The 14,115-nt window shown below is 41.9% G+C and carries 18 protein-coding genes; 8 read left to right on the top strand and 10 right to left on the bottom strand.

All coding sequences use genetic code 11. The features are described 5' to 3' along the window. Positions 1-11: 11 nt before the first annotated feature. The gene (locus tag ABTV07_RS03515; protein ID WP_114747176.1) at positions 12-224 is read right to left on the bottom strand and encodes a helix-turn-helix domain-containing protein; all 213 of its coding nucleotides are present in this window, start codon (positions 222-224) and stop codon (positions 12-14) included. Between the two features lie 9 nt (positions 225-233). Beyond that, complete coding sequence (locus ABTV07_RS03510) at positions 234-710, bottom strand: DUF2975 domain-containing protein (protein WP_433747563.1); 477 nt, start codon at positions 708-710, stop codon at positions 234-236. Positions 711-860: 150 nt separating this feature from the next. On the opposite strand from ABTV07_RS03510, the gene ABTV07_RS03505 reads away from it, so the two are divergent. Next, on the top strand, positions 861-1,472 hold the full coding sequence (locus ABTV07_RS03505; RefSeq protein WP_433747561.1) for a hypothetical protein: 612 nt from the start codon (positions 861-863) through the stop codon (positions 1,470-1,472). Between the two features lie 222 nt (positions 1,473-1,694). Here ABTV07_RS03505 and ABTV07_RS03500 read toward each other — a convergent pair whose 3' ends face one another. The 7 genes from ABTV07_RS03500 to ABTV07_RS03470 form a co-directional block, all read right to left on the bottom strand. Beyond that, entirely contained in the window at positions 1,695-1,982 is a 288-nt protein-coding gene (locus ABTV07_RS03500; protein ID WP_433747558.1) for a hypothetical protein, read from the bottom strand. A 51-nt stretch (positions 1,983-2,033) separates the two neighbouring features. After that, positions 2,034-2,321 carry a hypothetical protein gene (locus tag ABTV07_RS03495; RefSeq protein ID WP_433747556.1) on the bottom strand — a complete coding sequence of 96 codons (288 nt, stop codon included), beginning with the start codon at positions 2,319-2,321 and terminating at the stop codon, positions 2,034-2,036. A gap of 186 nt (positions 2,322-2,507) precedes the next feature. After that, the gene (locus ABTV07_RS03490) at positions 2,508-2,681 is read right to left on the bottom strand and encodes a hypothetical protein (RefSeq protein ID WP_433747553.1); all 174 of its coding nucleotides are present in this window, start codon (positions 2,679-2,681) and stop codon (positions 2,508-2,510) included. An 88-nt stretch (positions 2,682-2,769) separates the two neighbouring features. Next, on the bottom strand, positions 2,770-3,171 hold the full coding sequence (locus ABTV07_RS03485) for a hypothetical protein (protein WP_433747551.1): 402 nt from the start codon (positions 3,169-3,171) through the stop codon (positions 2,770-2,772). Positions 3,172-3,188: 17 nt separating this feature from the next. Continuing rightward, positions 3,189-4,127 (bottom strand): hypothetical protein, encoded by a 939-nt coding sequence (locus ABTV07_RS03480; RefSeq protein WP_433747549.1) that lies wholly within the window; start codon positions 4,125-4,127, stop codon positions 3,189-3,191. 190 nt (positions 4,128-4,317) lie between these two features. Next, positions 4,318-5,022, bottom strand: a complete 705-nt coding sequence (locus ABTV07_RS03475) for a class I SAM-dependent methyltransferase (protein WP_433747546.1) — start codon at positions 5,020-5,022, stop codon at positions 4,318-4,320. Positions 5,023-5,041: 19 nt separating this feature from the next. Then, positions 5,042-6,802: an ABC transporter substrate-binding protein gene (locus tag ABTV07_RS03470; protein ID WP_433747544.1), complete on the bottom strand. Its 1,761-nt coding sequence runs from the start codon at positions 6,800-6,802 to the stop codon at positions 5,042-5,044. A 486-nt stretch (positions 6,803-7,288) separates the two neighbouring features. On the opposite strand from ABTV07_RS03470, the gene ABTV07_RS03465 reads away from it, so the two are divergent. From ABTV07_RS03465 to ABTV07_RS03435, 7 genes are all read left to right on the top strand, one after another. Continuing rightward, positions 7,289-7,804, top strand: a complete 516-nt coding sequence (locus ABTV07_RS03465) for a hypothetical protein (RefSeq protein ID WP_433747542.1) — start codon at positions 7,289-7,291, stop codon at positions 7,802-7,804. 67 nt (positions 7,805-7,871) lie between these two features. Next, positions 7,872-8,543 (top strand): response regulator transcription factor, encoded by a 672-nt coding sequence (locus ABTV07_RS03460; protein WP_433747539.1) that lies wholly within the window; start codon positions 7,872-7,874, stop codon positions 8,541-8,543. 1 nt (position 8,544) lies between these two features. Further along, a complete protein-coding gene (locus ABTV07_RS03455; RefSeq protein ID WP_433747536.1) occupies positions 8,545-9,867 on the top strand; it encodes a sensor histidine kinase in 1,323 nt (440 codons plus the stop codon). 422 nt (positions 9,868-10,289) lie between these two features. After that, positions 10,290-10,673, top strand: a complete 384-nt coding sequence (locus ABTV07_RS03450) for a VOC family protein (protein WP_433747533.1) — start codon at positions 10,290-10,292, stop codon at positions 10,671-10,673. A gap of 148 nt (positions 10,674-10,821) precedes the next feature. Further along, positions 10,822-11,268 (top strand): MarR family winged helix-turn-helix transcriptional regulator, encoded by a 447-nt coding sequence (locus ABTV07_RS03445; protein ID WP_433747531.1) that lies wholly within the window; start codon positions 10,822-10,824, stop codon positions 11,266-11,268. 71 nt (positions 11,269-11,339) lie between these two features. Continuing rightward, a complete protein-coding gene (locus ABTV07_RS03440; RefSeq protein WP_433747528.1) occupies positions 11,340-11,510 on the top strand; it encodes a hypothetical protein in 171 nt (56 codons plus the stop codon). A gap of 19 nt (positions 11,511-11,529) precedes the next feature. Further along, positions 11,530-12,396 (top strand): permease, encoded by an 867-nt coding sequence (locus ABTV07_RS03435; RefSeq protein WP_433747525.1) that lies wholly within the window; start codon positions 11,530-11,532, stop codon positions 12,394-12,396. Positions 12,397-12,813: 417 nt separating this feature from the next. On the opposite strand, the gene ABTV07_RS03430 is transcribed toward ABTV07_RS03435, so the two are convergent. After that, positions 12,814-13,833 (bottom strand): DUF3231 family protein, encoded by a 1,020-nt coding sequence (locus ABTV07_RS03430; protein WP_433747523.1) that lies wholly within the window; start codon positions 13,831-13,833, stop codon positions 12,814-12,816. Positions 13,834-14,115: the final 282 nt, after the last annotated feature.

Below are 14,115 nucleotides of genomic sequence, written 5' to 3'. Positions count from 1 at the left end.
GCCCCCATCGATCAATCTTCGTCTTCTCGGTATTCCAAGATATCTCCCGGCTGGCAGTCGAGCGCCTTGCAGATTCCTTCCAATGTGGAAAAGCGTATCGCCTTCGCCTTGCCATTTTTCAAAATGGACAGGTTCGCCATCGTGATGCCGACCCGTTCCGACAACTCGGTAACGCTCATTTTCCGCTTTGCCAGCATAACGTCTACATTAATGATAATCGCCATGTTCCCACCTCAGATCGTCAACTCATTTTCTTCTTTAAATTCAATCGCATTTTTCAATAGCGCCTGCAGGACTGCTGCAAATACCGAAACGACCAGAGTGGCAAAAACTATGACCAGCCCTATCAGCGCAATTCCCGGATGAAGGGCATTTTGAAAAATAAGCACAACCATGCCGATGATATACATGGCACCAATTACAGCTGCACACACCTTGATCAGCCCCAGCGAACCGACTGCCAATTTCGAAAAAGCCTCATTATTCTCTATGTACTGCAGCAGCCGCCAAGCCTGAAATACCCCAATGAAAAACGGAACCGCCGTCGCATACATGCCGATCAACACCGGATACCTTAAGCTCGCGTATTCAGGAAATGTTTCAGCCGAGTAGCCCGCAAGCCTTGGCAAAGCAAAAATACATAACCCCAATATAATAAGGCCAATCACAACCAAAGCCGTCTTCAAAAAAAACGTAGTCCCTCGCTTCATAACGCACCTCACAATTCTTAATGACTTTATATTACATTTATATTTATCGTTTTTCAATAAATACTTATTATTTTTCGTGTAGATTGGGAGTTATATATTTGTGGAAAATTATGCTAAACTAGGGATAACAACAATTTTCTGGAGGTTTTTATGTTCAAAAGAATGCGTTTCACTCCACCAACTGACCACTATGACAAGCGAATTGAATCCATTGATGAAGAAATCGTAGGTCTTATCCGTGAGCGAAAAGTACGATCAGAGAACAATCCCGGTTTTCCTCATAAAGAGTACATCGCCTCTTGGGCTGAAAAATATGACTTCTACCAGGATTTCATAAACTCCATTTTTTCTCATTTCCTAAACGAAGATGTATACAAACCATCCATAGAGCCAGAAGGATTCATGAAAAACATTCCGATCATGAAGTCGTTTGAAAATGGCGATCTCTTTTATACCATCACATTTATCCGGCAATATCAGAATGCCAGCGTCATTCATATGACCGTCGATCGAATGAAATCGGATGACGAGATACCGTTCCACCGACGCGAGCACATTACTTATGAATTATCTGTGGAAGGCAGGGAAATTGAGTACGATTGCAGGCAAGAAGGCGGCGGTGGCACCGATACGCACACCTCTTATTCCTATGTCATCTCACCTGCTTTGCCAGATGCACCGGCGAATCTCGAATTGTTCTTTAAAGAATACAAAATGCCTCCGAAGAAAGCTACTGGATATCAATTTACCGTGAAGTATTGAGAAAGAAGCAGCTATTATGGCTGCTTCTTTTTGTTTGCTCCCCACTTTCGGAGCCGACCGCCGCACTTTGCAGGTTAACCTCCGCACTTTCTCCGTTGACCTCCCCACTTTTTGCGGTTACCTCCCCACTTTCAGCATTAACCTCCCAACTTTACCTTAAAGAGATTTCAGGCATAAAAAAAGAGCCCCCTAATCAGAGAACTCATCCATTTACTGCTAAATTCAAGGTCCCCCAAAAATCATAAAGAGCATCAGACAAATATTAAAAGTCAGCAATATTTTCCCTGCTAACTTTCTAATGATAAATGCCGAAAATAAAACAGCAAGGAAAAATGATGCAATAGCAGCTTTGGACGGAAAATACGGAAAATCCAAAATACCGACCATCGGAAAATACAAAATCACTGTGCTCATAATCAAAAAACTAAATGTAAATAGTGCTGAAAGTGAAACATAGATATAATTGGTCAGTTTTTTCATATGCTGCTTTTCATAATCGATTTCAGGCATAATTCCTCTCCTTTGGTTTAATCCGCATTGGCTCATCCCTTATCACTTAGTCTATTTTCCATCTCTCTTAATCATTACTACTCCGGCAATCACCTGAAGCACCGCCGGCAAAGTATAAAAGATCGCCAACCCGATAATCCCCATTCCCGCTGTGACTAGCAGCCAAATCCCAGAAGACCTCCTATTCCTAAAGGAAACGATCACTGCAATGATTCCAGCAAGCACACCTAACAGTCCAATATTCCCAAAAGTATATGAATCATCTACAATCGCAAACAACATACAAAATAATGATAGGACAATCCCTAAAAGTCCGCCTACCATACCTAATACTTTCATTTTAAAACCCCCTTACTTGTGAGACGTATCATCCTGCAAAAAGTTTCCAATTCATTGAAGAAAAATCGGGAAGTGACAGTCACGCCCCGGTTTTTGTCGAAAAAAAAAGACCACTCCAACAGCAGTCTCTACCCGTACAGTTACTATAAAGGAAATCAGCGAAGCCCAGCAGAATGTCGCGATTGCTCAAAGAAACGGTGTGTTATTCTGGTTTTGTTGGTTGTATGCCTCCGTCTCTGCCTTTATCTGGCTTTCGGATTTTTCCGGCGGGGCCATATCTTTTTTGAACAAACGAATAAGGACAGCTGCTAAGACCAGTACCAAGACGAATCCCCAGAAAAAATAGCCGATCATGGTCATTTGCTTTCACCCCCTTCAATTTTCCGTTCAATAAGCCTATGAAAATACCGTTGGATGCGGTTTTCTGATGTCCGATGAATACATCAATTTATGGCCGGTACCCGTAAGCAAAATTGAATATAAACGTAAGGAAAAGGAAAATAGCGCCTACCGGTATCAAACTCAATAGAACCAATAATTTCTCTTTCCTACTCTGCACACTCATGAACCATTTAAAGTAAATAAAGAGGAGAATGCCGAGCAGCGGCCAAAATAGGAAGCCCGTTATTTTGTCCACCCAGCCGGAATTCTTATCCCAATAAGCAGTTGGGACAGGACGGATATCCTCATAGTGGTGGTCAATTTTGTTTTTCACTGTGATGAACACATAGGAAACGACCGCATAATACGCGACGATGACAGCCTTTACCCATATGTATAAGTATCTGTTAAGGATGATGACGATCAAAATCAGTGCCAGCATGATAAAGAAACCCGTATAATGATGCAAATTACTACCTCCGTCGTTTACAAGCTTTCGATCAGCTCACGTTTTTGTGTTTGGACTGATTTTAATTCTCGCTCTTTTTCTTCCTTTTGATCCTTCAGCCTGTCTGTGATCTCCAGCACGGATTCCAGCTGACTTCTTGCTTGATCTAATGAATCCTGGATTTTCCCCTGAACCATGAAGTCTGCGATGAACCCGTCGAAGAAGAAATCGGCGAATTTCAGCATGCCGGAAATTCCTACTTCAATCTGTGCAGTTTCTTCTACATCGAGCAACTCCTTTTGAAATTGGCGCATGCTCTTTTGCGCCTGATGAAGATGGTCCTCGGCCTTGTCGATGTTATCATGTTTGGCCATACTTGAAAGCATCCCGCCGCCAAACATATCCCATGTCCCCCAGTTCTCAGCCTTCTCTAGCGACCTGATCGCCTGCTCCAGCCTGTTCTCCACGTGCCAGCCAGCCGTAATCGCTTCATCCAGCTCCGTGATGGTCGCCTTCAGATTCCCTTCCTGCTCACTAACATTCAATACTTTTTCAGCTGATGGCGAGTAGCTCGACGTAATCAGCTGTTCCTTTTCTAAAAGAAGCTGGCGGTACTCATCCTCCACATTTCCCAGGCTGGTCAGTTTAAAATTGAGTTCCTGCATTGCACCTTCAATGTCTTTCTTCGTTTTCTCCGCCTCTTCCAGCTTATGCTGCGCGACAATCATTTCCTGCTGTTCAGTGGACAATTTCTCATCCTTCTTGCCGGACAATGTAGCAAACAAGTTTGTCAGGCTGACGCGCTCCAGCTTCTCAACATCCTTTTTCTCCGATTCAAACTGTTTTCTCAGACGCGAAATCGTCTGCTCCATCGTTTTCAATTCCTTCTGATAATCCTTCAGCTGCACTTCTGCCTTCTCTTTTTTCCGCAAGTCTTGTTTCACATCAACAAGCCTCTCATTTATTTGTTCAAACATAAAAATCCCTCCCGTATTACTTATTCTACGAGTCAAAAAGGAAAAAGTTTCAAATAAATCACTTGCTGCGGAGGACCTTAAACACATAAGTGCCGATGACCACGATCGCGAGGATCATTGCCATCTGAAAAATAATATCTCCCATGATTTTTACTCCTTTCTTTAGAAACAGCATGCATTATTTTCATTGCTATAAACTTGCATTAATAATTAAAAATTGCGGGCTTTTCATAAGCCGATCATAGCCTTCAGGGTCTTTTTCTTTAAATGCAATCGTAGGCAGCGGTTCAATAACTTCTTTAATAGAGAAATAGGTAAGTGTTGTGTTAAAAATATCAATTAGGGGTCTTCTGTAAAAAGGAACTTCAAATAATTTACCTTCTTTATTCCATATGTCAATTATTAATTCCGTTGAGAAATAGCTAGGTTCTGGAAGTAATTTTATATCTGTCATAGGATGATGTACCGAAAACAACAGGGTGCCACCAGGCTTCAAAATTCTTTGGAATTCACTAAAAGTATTATCCCAATCTTTTATGTAATGCAGCGTAAGTGAACTTATAATAAAATCGAATGAGTTATCCTCAAATGGCAGCTTATCACTTAAATCTAAACAAATAACCTTTGCCTTATCCCCAATACGCTTTTTTGTAGAATTAACCATTTCAGGACTAATATCCCCTGCAGTAACATTTGCACCTTTACGTACTAACTGGTTGGTATACCACCCTGCCGCACATCCCGCATCTAAAACGTTTTTACCACTTAAATTCTCTGGAATCTGCTTTAGCATTGATGGTCTCTCATATTCGCAATTATATAGGCTATCAGTATCCACGCTGTTTTCGTAAACCTTGGCAAGTTGATTAAACGTTTCTTTCACTATGTTTTTCATCACTTCACCTCATTTTTTATTAATTGCGACCACCCTTATACCAAAGCTCCCCAAAATCCACCCACATCCGGGGAGTGATTTTCACCCCTTCCAAGGCATAGTCATAGGAAATGTCCAACTGTTTATGAACAAGGAAAATCATTACGCCTGACTTAACCAATGCGTTTTCCAGTTCTCCATACATTTCAATTCTCCTCGGATGCTCACCTTCCGCCTTGATCCGATTCACATAGTCATCCACTTTCTCTTTCCACACATCTGTCAATAACGGGTAGATGAAGCCATCTTCAAATAACAGGAGTTCAAAAATAGAGACCAGACCTTCATTCGGAGTCCCCTCAAACAGCACCATATCTGCCTCAAGCAGCACCTCTTTTGAAAGGATTTTATCCCAGTCCAAAATGTTAACAATAAGATGCACGCCGTAGTCTTCAAGCATTTTTTTCAAAATGTTGGCGTCTGCCTCATGCCTTTTGTAGGTAATAAGTGATAAGGTGATTTTTTCATTAAGCGGGGCATCTTTTATTGCACTAGTGTTAACCGCCTTGCTTCGGTCAGTTACATGAAAACCAAACGCAGCCCCCATTCTCGAATGACCGATCTTTAAAAATTCTTCCCTATCGATCATGCCTTGAATGGTCTGCCTGAACTCTTCGTTCGCCAAAGGACCTTTTTTCGAAGCATTCAAGATAAGGACATTGGTTCCGGAGAAAATGGATGCCCGATTCTCCCAATCTTTTGCAGGGATGGCGTTTGTCTCATCGGTATTCAAGAAAATCTTTGACTCTTCCATTCTCTTTTCCTGCATTTCCTCAGAGAGCTTTATAATCTCGATGCAATCCAGATGCGGCCTGAACCCGTAGTAATTTTCAAATGCCGTCAGCGTGCAGGCATCGGCATCAGCTTTTTCAAACTTGTATGGTCCTGTGCCAGCAGGGCATTCGATTCCTTCCTCAAAATCAGGAGGATAAACAATCGACATCGGCACCGCTGCGGTGTAATGCAAAAACAAGTGATTAGGGCGATTCAACTGGATTAATAGCGCGTATTTGGAATCCACCACAATCTCTCCAATATCTTGGACCAGCCAACTATGGGGAGAGTTTTTCACCCGTTCCAAGGAAGCTTTCACCAATTTAGCGTTCAGTTCTTTCCCATTATGGAACTGCACTTTTTTCCGCAAATAAAATGTCCAGCGTGTTTTCGATTCATTGCTTTCCCAATGGTGAGCAAGGGATGGTGAAAATTCCTCCGTCTCACGGCTGTATTGAACGAGAGTGCTAAACACCTGGCTTACAAGATGAGCATCCAAGTCAAAGAACACTCTGGTGGGATCATACGTGGTGATTGGCCTGAAGATGGGAAACCGAAGTACTTCCAACTCCTCTTCGGAAGAATGAATCTTTTGATAGCCAAAATAGTTGCGGATCCAGCTTTGGACATACTCTTCTGCCGTTGTCCCTGCCCCGAATTCCTTCACCAGCTCCAACGCTTTCGTCAATTCCTGATTGGCAATGAGGACTTCGATTTGTTTAAGCAGGCTCGATTCAAGCGACTCCAAAAAGAGAATCGTTGACAGGTTGCCGCGCCCTTTTCCTGGCCGGAACTCAAGGAATACCTCATCCACCAGCTTCTTCACAATGATTTTTGCATTTTTTTGGGTACAAAAGAAAATATTCATCAACTCATTCATCGAAACCTGAATGTCACAATGATTCTCATACTGGCTATATGACTTTCTCAAAACGAGAAAATAATAATGATGATTTTGCAGATTCATAGAAATCTCCCATCGGTTTGTTACACTCATCATCCATTAGAAAAAATTGGGTGTCAAGATAGGAAAATGGCGTGGTGGCTGCTCCCCACTTTTAGCGTTTACCCCTCAACTTTCTTGCTCGACCACTGTACTTTCCGCGGCGACCGCTCAACTTTTCACTCGGACCCCGCAACTTTCGCCGCCGACCGCTCAACTTTCCGCTCTAACCCCTCAACTTTCCCCGCCGACCGCTCAACTTTCAACCGCAACCGTCGCACTTTTCCAACTAACCGCTCAACTATCCTTTTATTGGAAAACCCCAAGCTGTTTACAAACAATCCCCCCTACCAATAGCCCATCCGCCCTTGCCAACTATCCGGTGCAGCCGGCAAATTAACTACTCTTCTCCCTTTCTTTTTCACACACTTTTCACATACTTTTTCCCCTTTTTTCTCAAAAATCGTGGTTATCCTATTTATGAAACAACCACTTTAGGAGGGAAAAAACATGAAAAAACTAACTGCAATAGCACTCGCAGGAATTTTAGGGATTACCGGAGTCACGACAACTGCTCACGTTTTTGCGAACACGAATGACACAACGGTAGAAGCGAACCAAGTGACGAAGGTTGAAAAAGGAAAGTTTTTAGAAACATTCCAAACCGAACTTCATCAATCCAATGATTTGAAGCAAAAACGACTTGACCTTAAGAAATCTGTGATCAACAAGCGCGACCAGCTGATCGATCTTGTTGTTCAGGCAAAAAACAACAAAGATAAGGAAGCTTTAAAAGCGTTGAAAGCCATTAAACCTTCATTAAAAGAAAATGCATCTGAGACTAAATCCATCGTTCAGCAATTACGGGATGAGCGTAAGGCTGCAAAAACAGCTTTAAAAGCTGGTGATGAAGACCAAGCCCGTACCCACATCAATAAAGTGCTGGAGCTTCAAGCTTCTTGGAACAAAAATCTAGAAGGTCGAGCATCCATTTTGGATCAAATGATCGCTGCTCTAACCAAGTGATAATAAGAAGAGATGGGTACTATGCCTGTCTCTTCTTTTGTGTAAAAATAGAAATGAGGTGGTTGCGATGAAACACATTTTTGTCATTGATGATGAAAAAAACATCCGCGATATTTTACAGAAATATTTACATAATGAAGGCTATAAGGTGACTTTATTTTCGGAAGGAAAATATGTAGTGGATGAAATGCAGCGTCTTTCTCCAGACTTAATCGTGCTTGATATCATGATGCCCGAAATGGACGGAATCGAAGTGTGCAGAGAGATACGAAAACGCAGTGATATTCCAATCATATTCGTGTCAGCACGCGACGCTGAGCTCGATCGAATCATCGGTTTGGAACTCGGTGGTGATGACTATTTAACAAAGCCGTTCAGTCCTCGTGAACTCGTTGCACGCATCAAAAACATATTTAAACGAATGGAACCGAAACGAACGATCGAAAACACGGTATTAGGAAACGTTTCCTTAAACACTGTGATGAGACAAGTGATTGTAGAGGATACCGAACTGAAATTCACTTCTAAGGAATACGACCTGTTTGAATTTCTTTTTCAACACCCAAAGCAGCCCTTCACTCGCGAACAAATGCTTGAGAAGATTTGGGGCTATGACTATACCGGTGACGGCCGGTTAATCGACGATCTTGTTAAAAGACTGCGAAAAAAACTAGCGGACTCTCATTCTACCATTACGATTACAACGGTTTGGGGGTACGGTTATCGATTGGATGATTAATATGAACATTGGTAAAAAAATCAGGTGGTCGTTCTGGATTATCATTTCGACCATTTTCCTTATAACAAGTTTACTTTTCCATGTTTTTTCTCATCGGTATTTACTTCTTGAAGCAAAAAAAGAACTCCATAATGATGCGAAGATCATGAGTGAACTCCTAATGAATGATACACTCGAAAAAAGAAAAATCCGCATTAAGCTATCTGAAGTAAAAAACGTAAAAACCGCGCACAAGCTTATTCAATCGAGCATTATCGTTTCAAACAACAAGGATGAGGTCATCTATTCCACCCTTCCTGAAAATGTATTGAATGATTATTTAGATGGAACGTTGAATAAAGATCGCTATGTGATGGAAACGCTGCCCGTTCGTTCAAAGACCGGTGTCAAAAAAGGATCTATCACCTTAGTATCACCCATTGAAAATATTCTCTCGTTAAGTGCGTTGTTAAGGAGAACGTTAATCGTCGGGTTTATTTTTTCCGGGCTCATTGCCATTATCGTTGCAATCGTATTGGAGCGTAACCTCACCCGCCCAATCCGAACGTTGAACAGGCATATGCAGCGTTTCCGAATCAAAGAAGACTACAAGCCCTTAGAACTTACGTCCAAAGATGAAATTGCTGAACTGGCTGCAAGCTTCAACTCTCTCGCACTGCAGCTGAAACAATACGACCAGCAGCAAAACACGTTTTTACAGAACACTTCTCATGAACTCAAGACTCCACTCATGTCGATCCAAGGGAATGCTGAAGGTATATTAGATGGAGTAATCGAGGATGAGGACATTCCGAAAAGCCTTGATATCATTATTAAAGAAAGCCAGCGCCTGAAAAAAATCGTAGAAGACATCACGCTCTTAACGAAGCTTGAAAATGCAAAAGAATCCTATCATTTTATGAAACGTCCTCTTCTCCCTTTGATTGAAGAAGTGACGGATAGTCTTTCCATGCTAGCCAGCCAAAAAGGAATCTCGTTTTTCATTAGCGCCAAACCTGATGTGAAATTGCCAGTTGATGCAAATCGCTTAAAGCAAGCTCTGCACAATATCCTTTCCAATGCGATCCGATATGCAAATGAAAAAATCACAATAGATGTTGTACTGGAGGAAAAGTGGATAAAATTGTGCATCTCTGATGATGGAGAGGGGTTTTCAGAGAACGAACAGCTTCTATTCCAACGCTTTTACAAAGGAAAAAATGGGGGTACCGGAATCGGGCTTGCCATCACAAAAGCCATTATTGAAGCTCATCGCGGCACCATTTCAGCTATGAATCAAAAAAATTCAGGAGCCATTTTTGTCATAAAACTGCCACGAGAATAGGGAAGCACGGGTGGGGGAAGCACTGGGACGGTTCTGGTGCTTCCTTTTTATTTTTGTCCATTTAGAGTGAGCGCTATCTCACTTGGCCACCGCACTGTGCGCCGCCGACCGCTCAACTTTTCGCTCGGACCCCGCAACTTTCTCAGCTAACCGCTCAACTTTTCGCTCTAACCCCGCAACTTTCGGCCCCAACCGCCGCACTTTCAACGATAACCGCTCAACTATCCTTTTATCGAAAAATAAAATACTCATTTTCAAACATTTCCTCCCTTGCCAACTATCCGGCGCAGCCGGCAAATTAAAAAACTCCTACCAGTAGTCCTTTTGTATCTTTCTGCACTGAGTCGAACACTAAGAAAGGATACTCATCTTCCTTGTAGAATTTAATAGGTGGAATTACTATCTAAAATGGGGGAATGAGAATGATTCATAAGGTCGGGCAGATCATGGTGTATGTCAACGATCAGGACAAGGCTGTAGAATTTTGGACTGAGAAAATGGGGTTCACTAAGGTTTCAGAAGAGGACAATGGTCAAGGAATGAGATGGATCGAGGTTTCTCCATCAGAAAGCGCTGAAACGAGCATCATTTTGCACAACAAAGAATTCATTGCAAAAATGTCGCCAGAACTAAACCTCGGTACACCATCTTTAATGTTCTTCTCGGAAAACCTGAATGAGCTTCACAGCGAGTTATCAAACAAACAGGTAACCGTTGGAGAAATGGTCATCATGCCTTCAGGCAAAGTATTCAATTTCTCGGATGCTGAAGGAAACTATTTTGCCGTTATGGAAAAATCAAAATAAGTCTCAATGCAAAAGCCCTCTCTCCCCTCTTATTTTAATAAGGGAGAAGAGGGCTATTTTTATCTAATAAAAAAAATTGCAAATTGCAATAAAAATAAGTTGCAATTTGCAAATAATAAGCGTATAAATAAATCAAGAGGTGAAAATAATGGAAAACTTAAGGGAAATGTTTCAAGTAATGACAAGGCGCTTTGGTCTTTTGAATAAGAACTGCTGCCAAGTGGGCGGAACAGAAATCTCCATGGTGCAAAGCCATATCCTATATGAAATCCTGCGGAATGATATGCCTTCAATGCAGCAAGTGGCTGACACGATAGCAATGGATATCACCACCTTCAGCAGACAAATTCAGACCCTGGTCAAAATGGGGCTTGTCAAAAAATCGCCCCTTCCTGAAGATCGGCGTGTTTACCAGCTCTCTCTTACCACCGAAGGAAAGTATTTTGCTGCAAAGATAGACGCGGAGATGAATGAATATCTTAACGAAGTTTTTGAAAATATGAGCGAGTTCGAGCGTGATATGGTGATTAAATCAATTCACCTTCTCAATGGCGCTATGGCTAAGTCCACTGTTTGTTGTAAACCACTACTTTAAGAGCAAGAATCCACTTGCTCTTAAAATATAAATCAATACTTGCAAATTGCAAATAAAAAGGAGTGTTCACAATGTATTTTAATGAAATGGAATTGAAAGCTTTTTATGAAATGAAAAAAGAAAGATCCGAGATGGAAATCACAGCAATTCGGTTCAAGAAAAACTTAAAAAGCAAAAGAGCAGCTGCTGTAAAGCCAGATTGCTGTGATTTTAAAATCGAAAGAGTATGCTGTGAATTTTAATGATTAGGGGGAAATGGTGATGTGGTCTGAAGTATTTCATAGTTTTTTATCCATTGCTTTAGAGTTGACGGTTTTGTTTGTTGGTATATCTTTTCTCATCAATCTTTTCCAAGGATTGATCCCTTATGAAAAAATGGAGCGGCTGATGGAAAAGAGCCATCCATTGGTAAGTGCACTGGTCGCTTTAGGATTTGCCTTTATCACGCCATTCTGCTCATGCTCCACCATCCCTGTCGTCGTGAATCTGCTCAACAAGAAAATCCGCTTTGGAATCGTCATGATCTTCTTATTCTCTTCACCAGTGCTCGATCCGACCATCATTACATTGATGGCAGCTGTTCTCGGAGTGAAAGTCGCAGCCGCATATACAGTAATCACGTCCATCCTTTCCGTGATCATCGGCTTTGCACTGGAAAAGTTCGGCTTTGAAGAACAAATTAAAAATGTGGTCGTCAAAGGCTATGAAGAACCGAATAAAAAATTTCAGTTGAAAGCTGCTTTGCTAGAAACGCTTCAATTGATGAAAAGCGTGTATCCTTATCTATTGATTGGGGCTTTCATCGGTGCAATCATCCACGGAGCCGTACCGACCAGCTGGATCTCAACATTTATGGGAGGTGATAAGTGGTGGCTTGTGCCGATCGCTGCAATCATCGGAATCCCGCTCTACATCAGACTTTCTACCATGATTCCGATCTCTCAGATCATGATTGCCAAAGGAATGGCCTTAGGTCCTGTCATGGCCCTGATGATCAGTTCTGCCGGTGCCAGTTTGCCTGAATTGACTTTATTAAACAGCATTTTCAAGAAAAAACTAGTCTTCGCATTCGTCGGTTCCGTCTTTACGATGTCAACATTATCAGGATTTTTATTCTACATCATTTAATTAGGAGGGTTTTAAGATGAGTGTTTTAAAAAGCATATTTCAAAAGAAAGAAAGCTCTTGCTGCAATGTGAAAATTGAAGAAGTGAAAGAGGATGCTAAAGCACTGGATGGTAAAAAGACTGGGTGCTGCTGAGTATCTGTCGAGGAAGCGCCGGGACGGTTCTGGTGCTTCCTTTTTGTGTTTGTCATTTTACGTGGATCGCTATCTCGACACTTTTGGCGGTTACCCGGTGCACTTTCGTGGTTGACCGCTCAACTTTTCGAAATAACCCCTCACCTTTCAACTGCAACTCCCGCACTTTTCACATTAACCCCTCAACTTTCTGCCTGGACCCCCGCACTTTCACCGCGAACCGCTCAACTATCATTTTTTTATAAAACAACACCCCCCCAGCGCTACCACCGGGGGGCAATTCCTCAATTCTGTTTTTTCTGTTTAGCCAGCTTCACTTTATCCATCGTACCGGGCGGCTGCTCGAGCCATTCATTTTTAATCATCAAGGAGGCGATGTCCTTCGCATACTGCCCTATTTCGAGGGAGAGACGTTCATAATTAAACACCAAATCGCTTCGCTGGCTCGCTGCTGCGGCCATTGCATAATTGCCTGTACCCGCAGCAGTCAACATGCATTGATGAAAAATCATTAATTTATCGGAGAATACCTCTGCAGTGGAGTTTGTAATGGAAACGTCTGCAGATATAGGTGTTTGTATATCATTATCGAGCAATGTTTCCGTGAATATCTTAATATGCTTTTCCGAAATATCTTTTCCTCGAAGCATCAATTCCTGGACTTCTTTTCTTGGGGAAGCTTGGGCAAAACTTAGTGATAGCTTTGAACCGATCATGTTGTTTTGTATATTTAAGTTTAAATGCGACAGCTCCACTGCATTCAATGGACGCTTACTTGAGAAGGGATTTAGTCCGCGTAAGTAGCTTTTACTATCTACATAATCTTTTTGCTCCGGATATTCAATATAAGGTGCCCGGACATACAACCCTTTTTGCAGAAGGACATCTGAACTCTCATCATATAGTTCCGTTGTTTGAAAAAGCGTCTCTTGAAAAATCTTCCGAATATCCTTCCTGGTACTCATCGATAGAAACCCACTATAGCCAATCAATCCGGCTTTCGACATATGATTTAAATAGTGAATCATAAATGTGTCCGTATACAATCTGGGTGCATTCAGATTCACATCACTCTGGGAAAACCCATTTGGAACGGGGATTTTCTCTTGCTGAAAAATTTCCACCAGCTGTGAAAGATGGTTCACGCAGATGCTATGCCCCTTCTCGATGATAGGTTGAAAATCCGAATCCTCAACATGATTTAATAAATACTTCAAAAATTGTTCCGACATACTATTTTGCATATAAGAAGTCCAGAGCGATGCTATTTCTGAAGACGTAAGCTTGGGAGTATTATGTGGCATATAATTGAAATCCCTTCCAAATAAAGTAGATAATTCTTTTTCCTATTATTTACAAGGGCCTGGTAATTATTCTGAGGAAGCACGGGGACGGTTCTCGTGCTTCCTCAACACTTTTTGCGGATAGGGGTGCACTTTCGTGGTTGACCGCTCGACCAACGAACTTTCGCCGTTAACCCCTCAACTTTCAAGAGAACCGACGAACTTTCGACGCCAACCGCTCAACTTTAGGTTTCAACCGCCGCACTTACGTCGATAATTGCTCAACTTTCCTTTTATGAGAAA

It is taken from the genome of Falsibacillus pallidus, assembly GCF_050990905.1.
In the GTDB taxonomy this organism is placed as follows: domain Bacteria; phylum Bacillota; class Bacilli; order Bacillales; family DSM-25281; genus Falsibacillus; species Falsibacillus pallidus_A.
Note: the sequence above shows the minus strand (reverse complement) of the source record. Positions and strands in the feature narration are given on the sequence as shown.

What these genes read in the sequence shown, in the direction of transcription:
- ABTV07_RS03435 (WP_433747525.1), top strand. Translation starts at nt 11,530, where the DNA reads ATGTGGTCTGAAGTATTTCATAGTTTTTTATCCATTGCTTTAGAGTTG.
- ABTV07_RS03475 (WP_433747546.1), bottom strand. Translation starts at nt 5,022, where the DNA reads ATGAAAAACATAGTGAAAGAAACGTTTAATCAACTTGCCAAGGTTTAC.
- ABTV07_RS03510 (WP_433747563.1), bottom strand. Translation starts at nt 710, where the DNA reads ATGAAGCGAGGGACTACGTTTTTTTTGAAGACGGCTTTGGTTGTGATT.
- ABTV07_RS03465 (WP_433747542.1), top strand. Translation starts at nt 7,289, where the DNA reads ATGAAAAAACTAACTGCAATAGCACTCGCAGGAATTTTAGGGATTACC.
- ABTV07_RS03440 (WP_433747528.1), top strand. Translation starts at nt 11,340, where the DNA reads ATGTATTTTAATGAAATGGAATTGAAAGCTTTTTATGAAATGAAAAAA.
- ABTV07_RS03505 (WP_433747561.1), top strand. Translation starts at nt 861, where the DNA reads ATGTTCAAAAGAATGCGTTTCACTCCACCAACTGACCACTATGACAAG.
- ABTV07_RS03460 (WP_433747539.1), top strand. Translation starts at nt 7,872, where the DNA reads ATGAAACACATTTTTGTCATTGATGATGAAAAAAACATCCGCGATATT.
- ABTV07_RS03430 (WP_433747523.1), bottom strand. Translation starts at nt 13,833, where the DNA reads ATGCCACATAATACTCCCAAGCTTACGTCTTCAGAAATAGCATCGCTC.
- ABTV07_RS03450 (WP_433747533.1), top strand. Translation starts at nt 10,290, where the DNA reads ATGATTCATAAGGTCGGGCAGATCATGGTGTATGTCAACGATCAGGAC.
- ABTV07_RS03470 (WP_433747544.1), bottom strand. Translation starts at nt 6,802, where the DNA reads ATGAATCTGCAAAATCATCATTATTATTTTCTCGTTTTGAGAAAGTCA.
- ABTV07_RS03495 (WP_433747556.1), bottom strand. Translation starts at nt 2,321, where the DNA reads ATGAAAGTATTAGGTATGGTAGGCGGACTTTTAGGGATTGTCCTATCA.
- ABTV07_RS03445 (WP_433747531.1), top strand. Translation starts at nt 10,822, where the DNA reads ATGGAAAACTTAAGGGAAATGTTTCAAGTAATGACAAGGCGCTTTGGT.
- ABTV07_RS03480 (WP_433747549.1), bottom strand. Translation starts at nt 4,127, where the DNA reads ATGTTTGAACAAATAAATGAGAGGCTTGTTGATGTGAAACAAGACTTG.
- ABTV07_RS03455 (WP_433747536.1), top strand. Translation starts at nt 8,545, where the DNA reads ATGAACATTGGTAAAAAAATCAGGTGGTCGTTCTGGATTATCATTTCG.
- ABTV07_RS03515 (WP_114747176.1), bottom strand. Translation starts at nt 224, where the DNA reads ATGGCGATTATCATTAATGTAGACGTTATGCTGGCAAAGCGGAAAATG.
- ABTV07_RS03500 (WP_433747558.1), bottom strand. Translation starts at nt 1,982, where the DNA reads ATGCCTGAAATCGATTATGAAAAGCAGCATATGAAAAAACTGACCAAT.
- ABTV07_RS03490 (WP_433747553.1), bottom strand. Translation starts at nt 2,681, where the DNA reads ATGACCATGATCGGCTATTTTTTCTGGGGATTCGTCTTGGTACTGGTC.